This window comes from Bacillus sp. PK5-006 (assembly GCF_054161415.1).
The window spans coordinates 3,250,514-3,271,471 of the sequence record NZ_CP096414.1 but is presented as its reverse complement, the minus strand read 5'-3'; the positions used below and the strand labels follow the sequence as shown (position 1 = coordinate 3,271,471).

Here is a 20,958-nt window from a genome sequence, read left to right as displayed (position 1 = left end):
TCGAATGAATATCTATCAAACATACGAGCCTTCACAGATCAGAGAGTTGATTCGTAAAAAAGAAATCACAGGACCAACGGCTGGCTTTGCAGAAGGGTTTGCTCAAGCCAATTTAATGATTGTCAAAAAGGAACTTGCCTTTGATTTTCTTTTATTTTGCCAGCGGAATCCGGCTGCCTGTCCATTGCTTGATGTACTGGACCCAGGTGATCCAGTACCAAGACGGTCGGCGCCTCAAGCGGATATTCGTACGGACTTTCCTAAGTACCGTATTTACCGAAAAGGGATTCTTGAAGAAGAGGTGACAGATATCACTGCTTATTGGGAGGATGATATGGTTGCCTTTCTCATTGGATGCAGTTTTACGTTTGAGCACGCGCTTATGCTGAATGACATTCCTGTCCGCCATATTGAAGACGGTCATAACGTACCCATGTATCAAACGAATATAGCTTGTGAAAAAGCAGGAGTCTTTCATGGCCCAATGGTGGTCAGCATGAGACCCATTCCGGCGCATCAAGTCACAAGAAGTGTTCAAGTGACGTCTCGATTTCCATCAGTCCATGGCGGGCCAATTCATATAGGGGACCCAGCGGTGATTGGCATTTCCGATGTGAATCAGCCTGACTTTGGAGAACCATCTGTGATCAAAGAAGGAGAAGTCCCGGTGTTTTGGGCATGTGGTGTGACGCCGCAAGCCATTGTCATGCATACAAAACCCGACATTGCGATCACTCATGCACCCGGGCATATGTTCATCACAGATCGAAGAGATCAAAAGCTAGGTGTACTGTAGAAAGAGAGGTGTCCTCAAGTGGCTTTTTTAACGATAAAAGATTCCATCACCTACCACCCGTTGGGAGATGCAGCGATCGTCATCCAAGCTGGAGCTGACATACGTGAGGAGATTCATGCACGTGTTGAGCAGCTGTTTGCATGTATTGAACAGCACCCATTTGAAGGATATGTAGAAGCGGTTCAAGCCTTTACAAACGTGACTGTTTTTTACGAGCCTTATACTGTTCATCAATCGGCCCGACTTCAACAACATGACCTGTCTCCGTATGAATGGGTCAAAGGCTATATTGAACAACTTCTTGAAGACAAATGGCAGGAGGGAGTTCAGGTAAAGCGCCGCATCGTTGACATTCCAGTCTGTTACGGGGGAGCGCTGGGCCCTGATTTAGAAGAGGTTGCCCGTATCAATGGTTTAACGCCAGAAGAAGTCGTGCGTATTCACACTGCCGGCACGTACCTTGTCTATATGATTGGATTTGCCCCAGGGTTTCCGTTTTTAGGCGGGCTGTCTGAAAAGATCGCAGCACCACGCAGAGAAACACCACGGATGTCCATTCCAAAAGGCTCTGTTGGTATTGCAGGAAAGCAGACAGGCGTTTATCCAATTTCCACACCCGGGGGCTGGCAGCTCATTGGACAAACCCCGCTGCCGCTTTTTCGCCCAGACGAGGAAATTCCGAGTCTATTGAAAGCAGGGGACGAGGTCAGATTTGTCCAAATGTCTGAAAAGGAATTTTTCAGCATGAAGGAGGCAGAACGTTGAGTATTCATGTCATCAAGCCAGGGATCTACACAACCATTCAAGATAAAGGGCGGCAAGGCTATCAAAAGTATGGCGTCTTAACGAGCGGCGGCATGGACCCGCTCTCACTTAGAATCGCCAACATTCTCACCGGCAACCAAGAAAACGAAGCCGTGCTGGAAGTGACGTTGATGGGGCCGGGGCCTGTGCTCACTTGTGAGAGGGATCAGCTCATTGCATTCACTGGTGCTGATGTTGAGATTGATATTGATGGAGAGCGGGCACCATTATGGAAGCCGCTCTTTGTCCGATCAGGAAGCACGATCACCTTTGGTCTTTGTAAGAGAGGCTGCCGCGTTTATCTTGCTGTGGCAGGTGGATTTGATGTGGAACCAGTCATGCAGAGCAAAAGCACCTATGTCAGAGCAGGGATCGGTGGACTGAAAGGACGACCGCTTGAAAAAGGCGACGTTCTGCCTGTTGGAGAGCCGTCTATCGTAGCGGATCATTTGTTTGATAGGCTGAAAAATAAAGTGAAACAGGCGGGATACGGCGCACCCGATTGGACAGTGAGTCGTGATCATTTTTTACCGCTGCGGAAATCACCAGTGATTCGTGTGCTGGCAGGGAGGCATTTTTCTCATTTTCAAGAAACATCTCAAACCGCATTTTTTGAGCAGCCTTATCAGGTCACACCTCAATCAGATCGTATGGGCTGCCGGCTAAAGGGAGAGCCGGTTCATTTAAAAGAAAAGCTGGAATTGATCTCAGAAGCGGTCGCCTTTGGATCTATTCAAATTCCTCCTGATGGCCAGCCGATTATTCTGCTGGCAGATCGGCAGACGACAGGCGGATACCCGCGTATAGGAGAAGTAGTGACTGTTGATTTGCCGCTTATTGCACAGGTGATGCCTGGGGCAAAGCTGTATTTTGAACAAATAGATCATCGGGATGCAGAGCAGGCGTTATTTAAGCAAGAAGCAGAACTGAGGGAGCTGGCCGCAAGAATCAAGCTGGAAGCATTCTCGTTTAGAAAAGGTGAAGAAGATGCAAAACACAAATAAAACGGTTGTGAAATCAATGGAGATTTTGCGGCTGTTTATCGCTCACGATCAATTAACATTAAATGAAATGATCGAGCTTTCCGGTATGCCGAAAACATCTGTCCATCGCATGGCGAACTCTTTAGCCGATATGGGACTGTTAGAAAAGCAAGAAACAGGTGTTTATCGATTAGGCTTAATGTTCCTTGAATACGGTCAGCTTGTGGCGGACCGCCTAGATATTCGAAGGATTGCAAGACCATTTATGGAAAGCTTACGGGATGAAGTAGGAGAAGCTGTACAGCTCATTGTTCGTGAGGCCGACGAAGCCATTTACGTGGAAAAGATTGAAGGTACGCAGCCTGTTCGACTCTACACCGCCGTTGGCAGACGGTCTCCCCTATATGCGGGTGCCTGTGCGAGAAGTATTCTTTCCTTTTTGCCAGAGAGCGAGAGACTTGCCTATATTGACTCAATTGAGCTGGGGAAGATCGGAATTGGGACCATCACAGATAAAGAGGTTCTAAGAAACATGCTGGAAGAATCAAATGCGCGGGGATATACGCTAAGCTATTCTGAGCTTGAAAACTATACAGCTGCGATTGGAGCTCCTATTTTCAATCATCTAGGGGAAGTGGCAGCAGGTATTAGCATTGCAGGATTTGAAGCAGGATATCAAAAAGAACGCTTACCTTACTTAATTAAACAGGTGAAAAAAGCCGCCAGTGATATTTCGAGAGAATTAGGTTTTTCTGAACAAATAAAAAGCCAATGACCGTAAAGATCATTGGCTTTTTGTGTGCAGTTGATTAGAAAGTTTTTCCTAAAGCTTTCGCACGTTCGATTGCATCTGCTTTAATTTGTTCTGCTTTCGCAGGCTCAGCATTGTGGCCTTCAACGATAAGACCTTCGAAAGAAGGAATTCCGAAGAAGCTAGCGATTGTACCAAGGTAACGATGACCTGCTTCAAGTTCAGCAGCAGGACCTTCAGAGTAGTATCCGCCACGTGCTTGGATGTGAAGAGCTTTTTTGTCTGTTAATAATCCAACAGGACCTTGCTCAGTGTATTTGAATGTTTTACCAGCTACAGCAACAGAGTCGATGTATGCTTTAAGAACTGGTGGGAATGAGAAGTTCCAAAGTGGTGAAACAAATACATATTTGTCAGCAGAAACGAATTGATCACTTAATTCGTTTAGACGAGCAACTTTCGCTTGCTCTTCAGCTGAAAGTGTATCGAAACCAGCGCCAGATTGAAGTTTGCCCCAGCCAGCGAATACATCTGCATCAATGTGAGGGATGTTTTCTTTGTACAAATCGATATGTACAACCTCGTCACTTGGATTTGCTTCCTTATAAGATTCGATAAATGCCTTAGCAGTAGCCATACTGTAAGAAACTGTTTCATCATGCGGATGTGCAGTGATGTATAAAACTTTTGCCATGTTCATTCAATCCTTTCTGTTTCGGTTATTTTTTTAGCGTATCCCAAAGGTACACTGAATATGTGGCATCTTTAATCATATTGGAATGCTATGAAAAAGATGTAACAAGCACAGTTACATGAAAACTGATATTTTCATTGTAATCACTATGTAGTTTGAAGTCAAGGTAAAAAGTCTCGAAATCAAGATAAAAAGTTTGTAAATTTTTCTGGAACGCGTAAACACGCAGTTTTCAGCGCAAAAAGCCTATTCTTATTGAACAAAAAATTGATCGATATCGCAAGTAAAGAGTTTGTAAAGGCGCTGCATCTCAAAAAAAGATGGATGCCCCTAAGTCATCTGCTACAAGCATCTGTTCTCCGGTTTCGTATATATAAGAGAAGGCAGGAGAGAGTGAGGGATAAGAGTGGGACGATCCTATGTTGCGATTGGAGATTCCTTAACAGTTGGTGTGGGGGCACGTTTATTTGGCGGAGGATTTGTTCAGCGGTTTTGGTGGATGCTTGAAAAAAAGACGCATGCACCAGTCGAACTGTCCGTATTTGCAAAATCAGGGTTAACGACCGAGCAGATTTTACAGCTCTTCAAACGGTCAGAGGTGAGACGTTCGATTGCGGCAGCTGACATCATCACCATCACAGGCTGTGGGAATGACCTTGTTCAAGCTGTTCAGCAGTATGAGGAAAGTGAAGATGAAAAGAAACTGCTGCAAGCAGTCATACATTGTCAGGCGAATTTTAGCAAGATGATTCAAGAAATCGCTCAGATCAAAAGAGGGCAGCATCAGCCCTACTACGTGTATTTCATGAATTTATATAATCCATTTCCGCAAATACCAATAGCCGGTCGGTGGCTTCAGCAATATAATCAACAGCTTCGTTTGCTTGCTGCGAATCCGCATGTAGAAGTTGTGGATGTGTACCGGGCGTTTGAAGGACATGAAAGAGCCTACTTATCGATTGATCAATTTCACCCGAATCCTAAGGGGTATGAAGCGATGGCAGAAGCATTGTTTAAGGCATACTGTAAACAGCTGTAATCCGGTGGGATTGCAGTTTTTTTCATCCTTTTCAATATATGACGGTTTCGATATGATAAAAGAAACGAAGGCGAAAGAGGTGTGCAGGCATGGAGGAAATCAGTGCGTTTTTTCAAAAGATGACAGGAACGGCTTATGAAGTAGGAAAACAGCAGGCTGTCTGGCTTAAGGAGAACCCGTTTCTAAAGACACAATATATTCGAACAGAACCGGTAACACAACAGGCTGTGAAAGAAACGAAGCAGTTGATCCGTCCCTTTCTTCCTCAATTAGATGAAGAGATTGCTGGATTTTGTGATGAAATGCAATTAGATGAGCGTTATTTGACCTTTTTCTATTCATCTCATCTTCAGCCTGGCTGTTCCCATTGCGTGAGGCAGGGGAATATGGCGGCAGGCCAACAAACGGTCATGCTGCGTAACTATGATTTCTCCCCGATTTTTGATGATATGCGTCTTGTGACGACACATGTGAAAGGCTCGGCATATCATACAGGCTCGTCGCTGCTGTTGTTTGGCAGATCTGATGGAATGAATGAGCATGGTCTTGCTGTGACTTTCTCTGCTTGCGGTCCGCCGGTTGGCAATGAACCCGGTTTAAAGCCTCCAGCCGTCGCCGGTTTGCAGGTGTATCATGTGATTCGCTCTGTTCTAGAATCCTGTCCAACGGTCGAGGAAGCCATTCGCTGTATCGAGGAAATGCCCGTTGCCTCAAATGTTCATATCATGCTTGCCGATCGAAAAGGAAAGGCGGCTGTGATTGAAATCATTGATGGTCAAAAAAGGGTGAGGAGACCGGAGAGAGGTTATATTGCCGCAACGAATCATCCGGTAGTTGATCAAACAGCAAAAGGGATGACCAAACATCATTCTGTTGTCAGATACGATATGTTAATGGAAGCTTTAAAAGAGCAACGATCAAGTGATTCTCTTGTGAAACTGTTCCAGACAGAATATCCTGATGGTCTGGCTGTGCACAATTATGAGGAGCTGTTTGGAACGATGCGAACCGTCATGTTCCGTCCAGAAGAAGGCACAATCGATTATTGCTTTGGCTCTCCCGTATACAATCCGACTTATTCTTTAAAAGCCGGAGGTTCACTGCCTTTTCAAGAACAAAAGGTTCAATTTCATCAAAAGGATTATGGACCGTCATTTTGGAGAAGCGTCTGATGAAACCCTTGTTTTTAATTTTGTCATAGCCGCTGTGCCAAAGTCAGATCAACTTAAGATTGCATCGCTTGTTGAAAGCGTTTTATATTAAGGTGTGACAATAGACCTATTTATGCAGAAGGAGGCATTTCATGTACATAACGGCACGAGAACAGAAAGTCATTAAATACATCATTCAGCAAAATCGTTATGTCACCATTCGTGAGATAGCCGATTCTGTTCAGGTAAGTACTAGAACGATCCATAGAGAACTAAAATCCATTAAACCAATATTGAAAGATTATCATCTTTCGTTAGATAAACAGCCGGGGAAAGGCTTGAAGGCAGTCGGCGAACAGGAGGATAAACAGCGGCTTCTTGCTCATATGTCAAATGAGGATCAAATCGAATATAGCTCAGATGAACGAAAGCTCTTAATTCTATGTGCGCTGCTTGAAGCGAAGGAACCGGTGAAATTATACACACTCGCAGCTGACTTGCAGGTCACAAATGCGACGATCAGCTATGATTTAGATGAACTAACGGAGTGGATTGCTCCATACGGTTTGCAGCTTATCCGCAAGCGCGGGTACGGCATTGAATTAAAAGGGCCGGAGGAAGCAAAACGAAAAATTGTCGGCAATCTCATTGTTGACCGGCTCGATATTCAATTATTTTTAGAAACGATTGAAATGAATATCAAACATCGAACGAAAGCAACGGAAAAGGTGTTTGGCGTTGTCAGCAGAGGACAGCTGCTAAAGGTAGAAAGGCTGCTCTTTCATTTGAAAGATCGACTGTCACTCTCATTATCTGATAGTGCCTATATTGCACTTGTTGTTCACTTAACCTATGCTATCGAACGTATTCAGCTTGGGGAAACCATTCGAATGGAAGAGGAAGAGCTGCTGGAATTAAAGAGGACGAAGGAATTTGAATCATCACTTCGAATGGCAAGGGCGCTTGAACGCATGTTTAATGTGGAGATTCCTGAAGCGGAGGTCGGATATATGACCATCCATCTTCGCAGTGCAAATCGCAGCTTTGGGGCAGAATACCGTATTGATGAAATTGAGCTGGATATAGCGCTGAGAACGAAAAAGCTCATTGATTTTATTTCAAATAAAACCGGCTATCATCTCAATGAAAATGATTCATTGTATGAGGGGCTCGTGTCTCATCTTGAGCCTGCCATGAACCGTCTAAAGGAAAAGATGAGAATCTATAATCCGCTCACACAACAAATAAAAAAAGACTACTTTTTGCTGTTTATGGCGATTGAAGAAGGAGTCGAGCGTTTCTTTCCAGAGATTGAATTTCCAGAGGATGAAATTGCCTTTCTTGTGCTTCACTTTGGCTCAGTGCTTGAAATCAAAAAAGAAGAAACAAAAATTCATGCGCTCGTTGTTTGCTCAAGCGGGATTGGTTCCTCGAAAATGCTTGCCTCCCGGTTGAAAAAAGAATTGCCGGAGATCGCCAAATTCGATCTATCCTCCTTGATGGAGCTAAAGGAAATCGATGCATCGAGCTATGACATGATTGTCTCGACCGTTCCGATTCCCTATGAGCATATCGATTACATTATGGTCAGCCCCCTCTTAAACGAGGATGATGCCATGCGTGTGAAGGCTCATATTAAACGGAAGATTCCTTATATCATCGAGAAAAAAAGAACAAAAGAATCTCCTAAAGAATTGGTGCAAGAAACCGTTGATATGATGGCGGTTGCAGAGCAGGTGACGAATTATATGTTTGTGATTCGCAGCATCCTGTCCCATTTTACCATCGAAAAAAGAAAGACGATGCCGCAGCATGATGAAACTATCAGGCAGCTGCTTCGTCAGCTTGAAGAGGAAGGGTTTATCATACATGCGGATGATGTGGCGGGCGGCCTTCTGGAACGTGAACAGCAAGGCGGCTTAGGCATACCTGGCACTGAGTTTGCTCTTTATCATTTAAAGCATACATTCATCAAGGAACCAATCTTTCATATTTATGATCTTGATGAGGCATACGAGGTTAAAAGCATGGATGGCGGGCAGCAGCAGATGTCACGAATGCTCATGATGCTTGCGCCGCAAGAGCTTGGCAAGGAAGGATCAGAAATGTTTAGTCTGATCAGCTCATCCATCATTGAAAGTGAAGAAAGCATGGCGCTTTATGGACAGGGGACAAAGGAAGACATTGAACAGAAATTACATCAGCTTTTCTATCAATTTGTCAAAGAGGCAAAGTGGTAAGAAAAAGGCCGAGAGCTTATTCGCTTCTCGGCTTTTTTGCTGTGACACAGACAGCAAGGGTAGGACGAATTTGTTCATACTCAATAGAAAATTGGTCAAACCCGGCAAACTGCAAGTCGTTTAATATGTTTTTACCCATCTCTTTTGTCCGCTTGGCGTCAGCTCCTTTTTCTCTTGGCTGCATCACAATAACGAGTGTTCCGCCTGGTTTCAAGGTGTGATAAAGATTGAGTAATCCCGTTTTTGGATCATCCCAAATCGTAAAATTGTTAACAGACAGCACTTTGTCATACTGCTCTCCGGGAAGACGTGTTTTCTCGATTTTTCCGACATACAGCCGAACTTGTTTGTCTTTTGCCCGTTTGCTGACGCGTGACTGTGCTTGCTCCTGCATGGTGGAAGAAGCATCAAGCCCATCAATGTGAAGATCTTCATAATGCTTGAGCATATGTTTAATGCTGTAGCCGGGTCCATAGCCAATTTCCAAAATGTTTTCACCATCTGTCAAATCTAAGTGGCGGATGGCCCACTGATTCAATGCTTTATTTTCATTTGCCATAATGAGTCCAGCAATGCTTCCGAGCCAGCCTTTTGGTCTGCTAAAGGTTTTCGAAATAGACAGCATGTGAGAACGCTCCTTTTTGATGATCATGTAACCGATTTTTCCCCTCTTCAAACATGCTGATTTTCGGGAACACATCTGTACAGCTTTATGATGTTTGAGTGAAAAAATGAGGTGGTAATGAAAGGATACATCAACAAATCAAGGAGGAGCTTACACATGGATTTACGTGAATATTTAACAAATGGCATTCCGCGCCAAACGCAGGATCAGCAGCCAGGCAGTGAAAGAGAAATGAATCCAGCGCCGATCTTTGAGGATGAATCATATCAAGGTTCTGGCAAGCTAAAAGGAAAAGTGGCACTGATTACAGGTGGAGATAGTGGAATTGGACGGGCAGTATCTGTTGCCTATGCAAAGGAAGGGGCACATGTTGCCATTGTGTATTTAAATGAACATGAGGATGCAGAGGATACGCAAAAACGTGTAGAACAGGAAGGCGTTAAATGCTTAACGATTGCAGGAGATGTCGGTGACGAAGCCTTTTGTGAGAAAGCAGTAGAAAAAACAGTTGAAGCCTTTGGTCAATTAGACATTTTAGTAAATAATGCGGCTGAACAGCATCCGCAAGAACGTATTCAAGATATTTCGAGTGAACAGCTTCACCAAACCTTTAGAACCAACTTCTATTCCTATTTCTATTTTACGAAAAAGGCACTGGATTATTTAAAACCGGGAAGCTCCATCATTAATACAACATCAATTAACCCATATCGAGGAAACCCAGTGCTGATTGATTATACGGCGACAAAAGGAGCCATTAACGGCTTTACGCGTTCTATGGCACAATCGCTTGTGAAAGATGGGATTCGGGTGAACGGTGTAGCGCCAGGTCCAATTTGGACGCCGCTCATTCCATCTACATTTGATGAAGACAGTGTGGAAAGCTTCGGCGCAGAAACCCCAATGGGAAGACCAGGACAGCCTGTTGAGCATGTCGGCTGCTTTGTCCTGCTGGCTTCTGACGAATCGTCTTATATGACAGGACAGACACTCCACGTCAATGGCGGTTCCTTTATGAATACATGATCTACCGCGGCACCGCCCAGCTTTGATTGGGCGGTGATTTTAGTATTTCTTGCGATTTTTCTGCACAGATATGACAGACCATACGATAATGCCTACAACAACTGCCGCAATGACAAGTGAACTCAAATGGAACATCGTTTCATGATGCATGTTCAATTTCTCCCTTCATTGAACCTGTTTTCTATAGCATCAGCCAGAAGGTCGCTTTTTATGAAAAACACATTTCTTTGTTTAATGAATGGGCTGTCGTGGAAACCTACGTATACGGATGAAATTTTGAAGGAGTGAAACGATATGTCTCAAGAAGAATTAAAACAAAAGGTATTAAACCTATTAGATGAACAAAAGGTCGGGACACTAGCGACTGTTGAACAGGATAAGCCGCATACCCGCTACATGACGTTTTTCCATGAAGGTCTGACGTTATATACACCAACGAGTAAAGAAACACATAAAGCAGATGAAATTGAAAAAAATCCGAATGTTCATATTCTTATTGGATATTCAGGCGAAGGATTCGGTGATACTTATGCAGAGATTGCAGGCACCGCAGCATTAACCGATGATCGGGAACTGATCGACCGTCTTTGGTCTGATGAGATGGAGAAATGGTTTAAAGGAAAAGAGGATCCGAATCTAGTGATTCTGAAGATTGAACCAACCTCCATTCGTTATATGAATGAAGGAAGCCGTACACCAGCAGAATTATCACTTTAACACTTGCGTAAGCAGGGGGAATGTGTTATAGTTTTATATTAGTGTTGAAATAAGCAAATAAATAAAGAAAGTAAACTTTCTTTTTTCTATGACATAATGAGAAGCAATAGAGCTTCTACTTGATAAGAACGAGACGCTGTCAAAGCGAACAAACTTATTCTTTTCCTTCTGCACCCGCCCCCTATAAAAGCGGAAGAATGGAAAAAAGACGTTTTGATTTACAATTCACACTGGCACGGCTTCGGAGCCGTAAGGACGAATGAGAGGTAGGGCTTTCGTTGTCTTGTTATCCAGAACTTCCATGGCGTTTACTTTCAAACGTAGGTTCACTCGGAACACATATGACACACTGATATGATCGAATCTTAATTCATACACTCCGTAACGGAGATTAAACATTGATTATTTATTTGCATGAAAAGAGTAAGGAACAGGCTGCCATCTATTTGGCAGCCTTTTTCATTAGGTCAAACAATAGAACCCCGAAACCAATGAGCACAAGAAAAGGAAAAACAAAGGTCGCAACCATTCGCATAGCGTCCGCTCCAAAAGGGTTTGACACTAACAGCAGGCCGATAAATGCACAGATCATCAGAGTGAATAAAGCGGGCTTCATGATCATTTACTTTGTCCTTTCTTCCTATACCGCCAAATTCGTTCAATAAAAAAGAACATGACCGCAAACAAAATAGAAAACATGAACATATCCAGCAGTGTCACGCCTCTATTTGGGTGCACAAGACCAAACCAAACGAATTGCAGAACAAAAGAGATCACAAAATAAAGAATGGATTTTTTCATTATTGTCCTCTTTTCACTTATTTTTTTGTCCCTTAAGCCACATCAGCCAAATGATAAAGGAACCAATCACACATGAGAGCAAAGTGACAGGCGGCAAGGTGTGCCAGCTAGTCAGCCCCTTTACAAAACACATATAAAAAAAGAAAATGGAAATGGATACGAGTACCCATTGCTTGAACCAGCGAGGGACACGCAGCCAAGCTGCTAGAATGATTGATGATAGCTTATCCAATGAGATAACTCCTTTTTTGAATCTGATTGGATTTTATCGTAAACAACAAAGTTTGTAAAATATGGATTTTAGGGGCTTTGATGGTATTCTTCTAGCATGAAACATTTTCGCTGTACTGACGTATAAGTGAAAGGAACCTCATGAAAGGAAGCGATCAAGTGAAAAGAATACCAGTCATTTTCCTCAGGTATATTGTCTTCTTTATTCCAGCAATCATTCTTAGTTTCTTGGTGTGGAACCACTACCAAGATGATTTGTCAGCAGGGAAAGCGACGCAATATGACGTCAGACGAATATTTACATTTGATGAAGGGAAACGAGTGGTGAGTGCTGTATCAAAAGACCAGCAACTCCATTTTGTAATGTATGATCCTCAATCAGGAAAAATAATCAGTGAATGGACCACGGAAAGCGATACGTTTAATGAAATGGTGCCATCCATTCAAGGTAACAATCTCTTACTTGCTTTAAAAAATAAAGAGGGGCAGCTTTTGATCGAGAAACTAACGCCTAGCGGAGAAAAAAAAGAGCTCATTAAACAAAACTTGCAGATACCCTCGTTTTTAAAAACGAATACATATCAATGGAATGGACGGCTTGTGTTTACAGGAGAAATGGAAGGTGCCGCTACAGTCCTAGGTGAGCTAAAGAATGGTCAGTTTTTTCATGTGCACAATCTCAACAAACTGAAGCTGCCAGCAAGACCCGTTTCCATCGATGCCGTCATGAACTCCTTTAGAGGCCAGACGCCTATACCTATATTTGAATTGACTTTAAAAAATGACCAGAAAGCATATGTCAGCGGAGTCTCAAACGATAAGCATCAGCTTGGGGTCTATGTCTCCAAAAACGCTGAACCGTTTAGCCTCATTAAAGATAAAGTGGAGAAGCAGCTAGCAAAAACAATCGGAACATCCCAAAACTTTGCCGTCGCTGTCGAATCTAACTATCCAAAAAGACCAAGGAAAGTGAATGCAGATGGAGGGCTTGGTGAAGTCGTCCCAACACCAAAACCGATTTATCAAACCTTTATTTACCAGCTTAATGAAGAAGAAGTTCTTCTTGCAGGCTCTACAGCAAAGGACGAAGCAAAAGGCAAGCTGATTGGTTATATTTACAACCACCGCACAAATAAGACGACGTCTGTCAGCAAGCTTTTTCAGTCGTTTTCATATGAAATTTTAAACAGAGAAGGACTATTTTTTCATAAAAATGTGAATAGTGATTGGATCTATTATTCATTCGAAAATCAATTAACGGGTGCATTTGAGACGAAAAGCAAACAGCTAAAGGAATTTCCTTTGCAAAAAGTCATCTCAATCGAAAACGCAAGCCCTGCTCACCAAACATCATTTGACACCTTTATGCAATATGTCATGAAAGGCGGACCGCTCATTCTCAACTGGGCAATATGGCTGTTTATTCCATTGCTGTTATTTGTACTAGCCATCTTCCTGCCGCCGATTTTGAGATTGGTAAGAAACAACAAAATCAAAGACAGTGTCACATTAGAAGCCAATATTGTATCTGTCAAAGAAACAGGCACCTACCTCAACGAACAGCCGATTATCAAAATGCAGCTGCAATTTCAATATGATGGGCAAAATATCGAGAAGACGGTTAAAACGGTTGTATCTTATACCCAGATACCACAGCCAGGTCAGCGTATCGCCATTCTCTATAATCCGCAGAAGAAAAAGGCAATGCTCTTAAAAGAGGGTGACTTCTCACAGCCAAGTCAGCCAAAGTTCATCAAAGGCGCTGTTTTAAGAAATATAGAATCATATGGAACTGTAGGACGAGGCACCGTCTTATCACTCACATTTGAATTGGACCAGAAAACGTATATCATTCCAATGATTCAAGCCGCTGGTTTTGAATTTACAACAGGAGAAAAAGCCGATCTCGTCGACATCAACGGCCAGCTCAAAATGGCAGCCTATGGCCATGAAGTGCGGAATCGATCGGGGAAAGATGTGACGTTAACAGGAACGATCCAGCGTGTGAAGCAATATCCAATTGCCATCCATGAACAAAAGCCTATTCAGCTTGATGTGACGGTTTCAAACGGAAATGAGTCCATCACAAAAACGGTCAGCCAGTTTATCCCTGATCATATGCAGGTCGCAGCGGGCACTCAAATCACGATCCAGACAAAGAAAGAAGAGCTGGATAGAGAAATGGGTCTCATGCAAGAGAAACAAGGAAGTGCAAAAGTGACCAATGTTGAATTTGGGGGCGTCATCGGCAATCTGCCGTTAGCGATCATTCAGGTTGAGAGAAATGGCATGATGTATGAAGTGAAGCAGCCAATCGATCCAATCACTAGCGTCTTGCCTGGTGATGAATTATGGGTGGCGTATCACGACATGACGCGTCGAGCAGCCATTGTGAAATATGCATCAATATAAAAAAGCGTTCCTTTATCAGGACGCTTCAGCGTGAAGACTAGGGGCTAAAACGAATGTCGTTTTAGCCCTTTTTGATTAAGCTTTTGTATCATATTGGCGGAGCACCTTATCGTAGGCGAAGTTACCGAAAGGAATGAAAGCCGCAAAAAAACCAGCGATGGACCATTTCAAATGCCAGCGAACTTTAAAAGTCACATATGCCAAAATGAGCATATAGATGACAAACAATGCGCCATGAAGAGAGCCTACAATAGTGACTGCCATCGGAATATCCGCAAAATATTTTAGAGGCATGGCAATTAAAAGAAGGGTTAAAAGAGACATACCCTCAATAAAACCCGCCTGTCGAAGACGGCTAATACTTGTATGCATATACAAATCCTCCTGTATAAAAGCTAGTTTCTCATCTTCTAATATAAACGAAAGATCGTCTGGACATGCTGAAATCTACGAAAAATTCAAAATATGTTCATGGAATGCTTAAAAAATGGGAAAAGTCCTTTACTCTTTGTTTGTTTTAGAGAGTACTTGCTTTAAGTGCATGACATCATGTAATAAATGCTCCCTCATTGCTTGAACAGCTTCTCTGGAGCGGCGCTCTTTTATTTCAGAATAGATGGCTGTATGCTCCCTTTGAATGGTTTCAGCACGGGCCCCGCCGCTAAAATGGAAGATGCGGCAATAGTGAATGAGTGCATTCACGTGCTTCAATTGTTTGGATAAACGGTCATTGTGACTCGCTAAAATGATTTTTTGGTGAAAGGCTACATGTAACTGGACGATCTCTTTAGATGGCAGCTGCTGCTTGATTGTTTCATCCGCCTGCGTGAGAACCTTCTCAATTTCATCCATTTCTCTTTGCGAGGCTTCCCTGCAGGCAAGCTCAACAGCAAGTGTTTCTAAGGCCACCCGAATTTGATAAAGCTCCTCAACATCTTTTTCTGTTAACGTATAGACGGAATAGCCTGAGCGATGATCCGCGATTAAAAGCTCGTCTTTTTCTAACAGCCTCATGGCCTCTCTTACCGGTGATCGGCTTACGCCAAATTGCTTGGCAAGCTGTGTTTCGTTGATGCGCTCGCCTGGCTGAAACTGGCCATCAAAAATCATTTGCTTCAGCTGTTCATAAAATTGCATGTGATACGGTGCTGGTTTTTCCAACTCGAATGAATTCATTCCATCGTTCCCTCTTTTATACATCATCTTTTGTCTCATGTTATCCAAGTTCTTCCCTCTAGGCAAGCCTGCATCGAAAAGTCAATATCGTACAATCCAAGAGAAAAAGGGTGTGCTACACTTATGATCAGTTCAGTGAAAAGAGGGATCGACATGAACACACAAGAGGAACGAACTGTACATTTTGATCAAAACTTGCAAATAGAAGCGTATCGCTTTCATGGCATCATGCAAAAGTTCCCGAATCATTTTCATACATATTATGTGATTGGATTTATTGAAGATGGTCAAAGACGTTTGATCTGCCAAAATCAAGAATACATCATTGAAAAGGGTGATATCCTTCTTTTCAATCCGTATGATAATCATGCATGTGAACAAATTGATCACAGGACACTCGATTATCGCTGCTTAAATATTGAAGCAGAGGTGCTAGAGAAGGTCTTTCAGCACAAACCGCATTTTAAAGCCCCTGTGTTTTCACAAAGTGAACTAACAAAGCCATTATATGATCTACATCAAATGATCACAGAAGAAGCTCCTGCTTTGAATAAACAGGAAACCTTCTATTTCTTTATGAAACAATTGATTGAAGCCTATGCTGATACATCAGAGGAAAAAGCATCACCCGCACGTGCCAACGAACAAAAAGTCCAAGACGTACAGCAATATATCGAAACTCACCTCACAGAAAATATCTCGTTAGATGAATTAGGTGAGCTTGTGTCTATGAACAAATATTCATTGCTGCGTGCTTTTACAAAGTTCAGAGGCATCACGCCGTATCGTTATTTACAGACAGTCAGGGTGAACTATGCGAAGGAGCTTCTTGCCCAAGGAGTAAAGCCTGTAGATGCGGCTGCCTCTGCTGGATTTTCTGATCAAAGTCATTTGACACATTTCTTTTCGGAATTTATTGGGCTTACGCCAGGGCAGTATCAGCAAATTTTTGTAAAGCAGGTAACTGCTGATGAAAAATAAACAGCTGCTTGGTCATTTGGCGGCCATGTTCACCATTTTTTTATGGGGATCTACCTTTATCTCTACCAAAATATTATTAACGGCTTTTTCTCCAACAGAGATTTTATTTTTCCGTTTTTTTATAGGGTACTTGGTTCTGATGATCATCTATCCAGTCACCATGAAGGTGCGAAGTAAAAAGCATGAAGGGATGTTTGCGCTGGCAGGTTTATGCGGTGTGGTCTTATATTACTTTTTAGAAAATGTCGCACTTACTTATACATTCGCTTCAAATGCAGGTGTCATCAGCTCCGTTGTCCCATTCTTCTCCTTTTTATTGGCTTATTTTTTATTAAAAGATGAGCCGCTGCACAGCCGGTTTTTCATAGGCTTTTTCATCGCAATGACGGGAATCGTGCTGATCAGCATGAATGGAATGACCACGTTTCAATTGAATCCACTCGGTGATGCGTTAGCTTTAACGGCTACCATCGTCTGGGCATTCTATTCCATTTTATCGAAGATGATCAACCAATATGGCTATCATATCATTCAGGTAACAAGGCGTGTCTTCTTTTACGGACTGCTATGGATGATTCCACTGATCTGGCATTTTAAAATTCGTTTAGACTGGGAACGATTGACGAATCCATCGTTTGCCTTCCATTTACTGTTTTTAGGCCTTTTCGCATCTGCCATTTGTTTTCTGACATGGAGCTTTTCTGTGAAAACGCTCGGTGTGGTGAAATCGAGTGTGTATATTTATGGAGTGCCCATTATTACGATGGTCATTTCAATAATCGTTCTTCACGAGAGATTGACCTTCATGTCTGCGCTTGGAACGGCACTGACCTTAGGAGGCTTGCTGCTTTCAGATAAAAAAAGTACGGGAAGAAAGAAACAGGAGCCCCGTATGCTGATGCAGGATAAAAAGGCGCTTTGATCAAAAAAGCGTCTTTTATCCATTGTAAGAACAGACACTCTCTAGTAAACTCGAATTAAATGGTCGACGGTCGACCGATGACGAAGGGGGAAAAATCAATGAAGCATGTTTCAATTGCAGCAATACCAGGAGACGGGGTTGGAAAGGAAGTTGTACCTGAAGCCATCCGAGTTTTGAAAGCGATATCAGATGTGCATGGCGGTCTGTCTTTCACCTTTCAGGATTTTCCGTGGAGCTGTGAATATTATTTAGAGCATGGCGAAATGATGCCAAAGGATGGATTGGAACAACTGAAAGCCTTTGACAGCATTTTCTTAGGGGCAGTCGGAGATGCCAATTTAGTGCCGGATCATGTATCGCTTTGGGGATTGCTGATTAAAATTAGACGTGAATTTGAGCAGGTGATTAACGTTAGACCTGCAAAACAGCTGAGCGGTATTCGCTCCCCGCTTGCTCAGCCAAAGGATTTCGATCTTCTTGTTGTAAGAGAAAACGGTGAAGGTGAATATAGTGAAATCGGTGGCCGCATCTATCAAGGGGAAGATCAGCTTGCCATTCAAAATGCTGTTTTCTCCAGAAAAGGGACAGAGCGAGCCATGCGCTTTGCTTTTCAATTAGCAGAAAAAAGACGAAAGCATGTGACAAGTGCAACCAAATCGAATGGAATCGTTCATACAATGCCATTTTGGGATGAAGTGTTTCAAGACGTATCCAAGGATTATCCAGAGGTGACAGCAGACTCGCAGCACATTGATGCGCTCTCAGCCTTCTTTGTGACAAGACCAGAGAAATTCGATGTGATTGTTGCCAGCAATTTATTTGGCGATATTTTAACTGATCTTGGGGCTGCGATTATGGGAAGTATTGGCGTGGCGCCTGCCGCCAACATCAATGTGAATGGCAAATATCCATCCATGTTTGAGCCTGTACACGGATCAGCCCCAGACATTGCAGGAAAAGGAATCGCCAACCCAATCGGTCAAATTTGGACCGCTAAACTCATGCTTGATCATTTCGGTGAGGAAGAACTGGGTACACACCTGCTTGAAATCATCGAGTCAGTCACAGCAGACGGCTTTTTAACGGCAGACATCGGCGGGGCTTATCAAACACAAGAAATCACAAACGAAATCATCAAGCGCTTGAAGAAATAATCCGTCATTAGAACCACATCTCCACGTCTGCTATAATAAAAGGATGGATAGAAGAAAGAGATGTGAAATTTAGTGTCAAAAACAGTTGTATTAGCAGAGAAACCTTCAGTAGGACGTGACTTAGCACGTGTACTGAAGTGTCATAAAAAAGGAAATGGTTTTTTAGAAGGAGATCAATACATTGTAACGTGGGCCCTTGGCCATTTGGTCACACTGGCTGATCCAGAAGGCTACGGAAAAGAATTTCAATCCTGGCGTTTAGAGGATTTGCCGATCATTCCAGAGCCGCTAAAGCTTGTCGTCATGAAAAAGACAGGTAAACAATTTCAAGCAGTAAAAGCACAGCTTACAAGAAAAGATGTAAAAGACATTGTCATCGCAACAGATGCTGGACGTGAAGGGGAGCTTGTCGCAAGATGGATTCTTGAAAAAGCACATGTGAAAAAGCCCCTAAAACGACTATGGATCTCATCTGTTACGGACAAAGCCATTCAAGAAGGCTTCAAACGACTAAAAGACGGCAGAGAATATGATAATCTGTATCGCTCAGCGGTTGCACGTGCAGAGGCAGACTGGATTGTAGGGATCAACGCAACAAGGGCGCTGACGACCAAATTCAATGCACAGCTTTCCTGCGGACGGGTACAAACACCAACGATTGCCATGATCGCCAAACGAGAAGAAGACATTCAGCAATTCCAGCCGAAGCCGTTTTATGGAATGACTGCACAAGTAGATGGACTCACCTTGACGTGGCAGGATGCCAAAACAAAGCAAAACCGCACATTCCAAGAGAATATTATAAAAGAGCGTTTGGCAGGCTGCAAAGGAAAACCAGCAGTGATCGATGCATTGAAAAAAACAGCGAAAAAAGCTTTTGCTCCAGGGCTGTACGACCTGACTGAATTGCAGCGTGATGCGCATAAACGCTACGGATTCTCAGCAAAAGAAACATTATCTACGCTTCAACGGTTGTATGAGCAGCATAAGCTTGTGACATATCCGCGTACAGATTCACGATTTATTTCAGCGGATATCGTTCCTACATTAAAAGATCGTTTAAAAGGAATGAACGTCAGACCGTACGCACAGCATGTGAACCGCATTTTACAATCAGGCGTGAAAGCGCACAAAGGCTTCGTCAACGATGCAAAAGTGTCAGATCACCATGCGATCATTCCAACCGAGGAAGAGCTGTATCCTGGTGCATTAAGTGATAAAGAGCGTAAATTGTATGATCTTATTGCAAAACGATTCCTTGCTGTACTCATGAATCCTTTTGAATACGAGGAAACAACGGTGATCGCCAAAATAGGCAGTGAAACATTCACAGCAAAAGGAAAAACCGTGCAATCAGCCGGCTGGAAAGCCGTGTATGATGAATCCTATGAAGACGAGGAATCAGCTGAAGCAGATCAGCATCTGCCGGTACTTTCTGAAGGGCAATCACTTGAAGTGCGCCAGCTGAAAGAAACAAAAGGAGAAACGAAACCTCCTGCTCGTTTTAATGAAGCAACCCTGCTATCTGCTATGGAGAACCCAGCGGCATTTATGCAGAATCAGGAAAAGGACTTAGTGAAAACCCTTGGTGAAACAGGCGGACTAGGGACAGTAGCCACAAGAGCCGATATCATTGAAAAACTGTTCAACAGCTTCTTAATCGAGAAAAAGGGCAAAGATATTTTCATCACATCGAAAGGGAAGCAGCTGCTCTCCTTAGTGCCTGAAGACTTAAAGTCTCCAGCATTAACAGCAGAGTGGGAACAAAAGCTTTCTAAAATCGCAAAAGGACAGCTGAAGGCTTCTCAATTCATGAGTGAAATGAAGTCCTATGCAAAACAAGCCGTATCTGAAATCAAACAGACGAACCAAACCTTTAAGCATGACAATGTCACTGGCACCCATTGTCCGGACTGCGGAAAACTTATGCTGAAAGTGAATGGAAAACATGGCACAATGCTCGTGTGCCAAGACCGAGAATGCGGCCACCGTAAAAATGTGGCGAAGAAAACAAACGCACGCTGCCCGAACTGCCATAAAAAGCTCGAGCTACGCGGAGAAGGCGATGGCAAAATCTTCGCTTGTGTGTGCGGCCATAGAGAAAAACTGTCTGTTTTCGAAAAACGCAAATCACAAACCAATCAAAAGAGAGCCAGTAAGCATGATGTGTCTAAATATATGAAGAAACAAAAGAAAGTGGAAGAACCAATCAATAACGCACTGGCTGAGCAATTAAAGAAATTAAAATTAGATCAATAGTATTATAAAAACCCATGCGGAAACGCATGGGTTTTCCAATGTAATCAAGCATATCGACATATTGTTTTTCTGAAAATGGGAATGTCTATGCGAAAAGACTCGTAATTTGGTATAAAATATTTATTTAAATTTAAACAGAAACAATCTATAATAAATCGTTGGAATGCTAAGAGAACGGGAGTTGAAAGGGGACACG

At 42.9% G+C, this 20,958-nt stretch carries 20 protein-coding genes; 14 read left to right on the top strand and 6 right to left on the bottom strand.

The window, feature by feature from the left end:
• The first annotated feature begins 4 nt into the window (after window positions 1-4).
• The 4 genes from M1D84_RS16860 to M1D84_RS16845 are packed head-to-tail and all read left to right on the top strand — an operon-like array spanning window position 5 to window position 3,358.
• Window positions 5-796 (top strand): putative hydro-lyase, encoded by a 792-nt coding sequence (locus M1D84_RS16860; protein ID WP_133744777.1) that lies wholly within the window; start codon window positions 5-7, stop codon window positions 794-796.
• Between the two features lie 18 nt (window positions 797-814).
• Window positions 815-1,561, top strand: coding sequence for a 5-oxoprolinase subunit PxpB (gene pxpB, locus M1D84_RS16855; RefSeq protein ID WP_212052575.1), 747 nt, complete (start codon window positions 815-817; stop codon window positions 1,559-1,561).
• Complete coding sequence (locus M1D84_RS16850) at window positions 1,558-2,604, top strand: 5-oxoprolinase subunit C family protein (protein ID WP_458106338.1); 1,047 nt, start codon at window positions 1,558-1,560, stop codon at window positions 2,602-2,604. Before pxpB ends, M1D84_RS16850 begins: the two co-directional genes overlap by 4 nt.
• Window positions 2,588-3,358: an IclR family transcriptional regulator gene (locus tag M1D84_RS16845; RefSeq protein ID WP_151040633.1), complete on the top strand. Its 771-nt coding sequence runs from the start codon at window positions 2,588-2,590 to the stop codon at window positions 3,356-3,358. Before M1D84_RS16850 ends, M1D84_RS16845 begins: the two co-directional genes overlap by 17 nt.
• A gap of 34 nt (window positions 3,359-3,392) precedes the next feature.
• Here the strand turns inward: M1D84_RS16845 and M1D84_RS16840 are convergent, their stop codons facing one another.
• A complete protein-coding gene (locus tag M1D84_RS16840; protein WP_034283819.1) occupies window positions 3,393-4,028 on the bottom strand; it encodes an FMN-dependent NADH-azoreductase in 636 nt (211 codons plus the stop codon).
• Between the two features lie 406 nt (window positions 4,029-4,434).
• Here M1D84_RS16840 and M1D84_RS16835 point away from each other — a divergent pair, with 406 nt between their 5' ends.
• The 3 genes from M1D84_RS16835 to M1D84_RS16825 all read left to right on the top strand — a co-directional run bounded on the left by M1D84_RS16835 (window position 4,435) and on the right by M1D84_RS16825 (window position 8,458).
• A complete protein-coding gene (locus M1D84_RS16835; RefSeq protein ID WP_044335074.1) occupies window positions 4,435-5,067 on the top strand; it encodes a GDSL-type esterase/lipase family protein in 633 nt (210 codons plus the stop codon).
• Between the two features lie 89 nt (window positions 5,068-5,156).
• Window positions 5,157-6,239: a C45 family peptidase gene (locus M1D84_RS16830; RefSeq protein WP_332285572.1), complete on the top strand. Its 1,083-nt coding sequence runs from the start codon at window positions 5,157-5,159 to the stop codon at window positions 6,237-6,239.
• A 131-nt stretch (window positions 6,240-6,370) separates the two neighbouring features.
• Complete coding sequence (locus M1D84_RS16825) at window positions 6,371-8,458, top strand: BglG family transcription antiterminator (RefSeq protein WP_212048888.1); 2,088 nt, start codon at window positions 6,371-6,373, stop codon at window positions 8,456-8,458.
• 16 nt (window positions 8,459-8,474) lie between these two features.
• On the opposite strand, the gene M1D84_RS16820 is transcribed toward M1D84_RS16825, so the two are convergent.
• On the bottom strand, window positions 8,475-9,083 hold the full coding sequence (locus M1D84_RS16820; RefSeq protein WP_212048890.1) for a class I SAM-dependent methyltransferase: 609 nt from the start codon (window positions 9,081-9,083) through the stop codon (window positions 8,475-8,477).
• Between the two features lie 156 nt (window positions 9,084-9,239).
• Between M1D84_RS16820 and M1D84_RS16815 the strand changes: the two genes are divergently transcribed.
• Window positions 9,240-10,109 carry an SDR family oxidoreductase gene (locus M1D84_RS16815; protein WP_024425561.1) on the top strand — a complete coding sequence of 290 codons (870 nt, stop codon included), beginning with the start codon at window positions 9,240-9,242 and terminating at the stop codon, window positions 10,107-10,109.
• Window positions 10,110-10,403: 294 nt separating this feature from the next.
• Entirely contained in the window at window positions 10,404-10,826 is a 423-nt protein-coding gene (locus M1D84_RS16810; RefSeq protein ID WP_044335067.1) for a pyridoxamine 5'-phosphate oxidase family protein, read from the top strand.
• A gap of 618 nt (window positions 10,827-11,444) precedes the next feature.
• Here the strand turns inward: M1D84_RS16810 and M1D84_RS16805 are convergent.
• Both M1D84_RS16805 and M1D84_RS16800 read right to left on the bottom strand, forming a co-directional pair.
• Window positions 11,445-11,627 (bottom strand): hypothetical protein, encoded by a 183-nt coding sequence (locus tag M1D84_RS16805; protein ID WP_332285577.1) that lies wholly within the window; start codon window positions 11,625-11,627, stop codon window positions 11,445-11,447.
• Window positions 11,628-11,640: 13 nt separating this feature from the next.
• Complete coding sequence (locus tag M1D84_RS16800; RefSeq protein ID WP_034283837.1) at window positions 11,641-11,859, bottom strand: hypothetical protein; 219 nt, start codon at window positions 11,857-11,859, stop codon at window positions 11,641-11,643.
• Between the two features lie 158 nt (window positions 11,860-12,017).
• Between M1D84_RS16800 and M1D84_RS16795 the strand changes: the two genes are divergently transcribed.
• Window positions 12,018-14,270 carry a hypothetical protein gene (locus M1D84_RS16795; protein ID WP_332285579.1) on the top strand — a complete coding sequence of 751 codons (2,253 nt, stop codon included), beginning with the start codon at window positions 12,018-12,020 and terminating at the stop codon, window positions 14,268-14,270.
• 75 nt (window positions 14,271-14,345) lie between these two features.
• Here the strand turns inward: M1D84_RS16795 and M1D84_RS16790 are convergent, their stop codons facing one another.
• Window positions 14,346-14,642 (bottom strand): DUF3817 domain-containing protein, encoded by a 297-nt coding sequence (locus M1D84_RS16790; protein WP_008347156.1) that lies wholly within the window; start codon window positions 14,640-14,642, stop codon window positions 14,346-14,348.
• Window positions 14,643-14,771: 129 nt separating this feature from the next.
• Window positions 14,772-15,446, bottom strand: coding sequence for a GntR family transcriptional regulator (locus M1D84_RS16785; RefSeq protein WP_332285581.1), 675 nt, complete (start codon window positions 15,444-15,446; stop codon window positions 14,772-14,774).
• A gap of 153 nt (window positions 15,447-15,599) precedes the next feature.
• Here M1D84_RS16785 and M1D84_RS16780 point away from each other — a divergent pair, with 153 nt between their 5' ends.
• From M1D84_RS16780 to M1D84_RS16765, 4 genes are all read left to right on the top strand, one after another.
• Entirely contained in the window at window positions 15,600-16,427 is an 828-nt protein-coding gene (locus M1D84_RS16780) for an AraC family transcriptional regulator (protein ID WP_283859881.1), read from the top strand.
• Complete coding sequence (locus M1D84_RS16775) at window positions 16,417-17,349, top strand: DMT family transporter (protein WP_283859882.1); 933 nt, start codon at window positions 16,417-16,419, stop codon at window positions 17,347-17,349. Before M1D84_RS16780 ends, M1D84_RS16775 begins: the two co-directional genes overlap by 11 nt.
• 98 nt (window positions 17,350-17,447) lie before the next feature.
• Complete coding sequence (locus tag M1D84_RS16770; protein ID WP_024425569.1) at window positions 17,448-18,503, top strand: tartrate dehydrogenase; 1,056 nt, start codon at window positions 17,448-17,450, stop codon at window positions 18,501-18,503.
• A gap of 72 nt (window positions 18,504-18,575) precedes the next feature.
• Window positions 18,576-20,762 (top strand): DNA topoisomerase III, encoded by a 2,187-nt coding sequence (locus tag M1D84_RS16765; RefSeq protein WP_024425570.1) that lies wholly within the window; start codon window positions 18,576-18,578, stop codon window positions 20,760-20,762.
• Window positions 20,763-20,958: the final 196 nt, after the last annotated feature.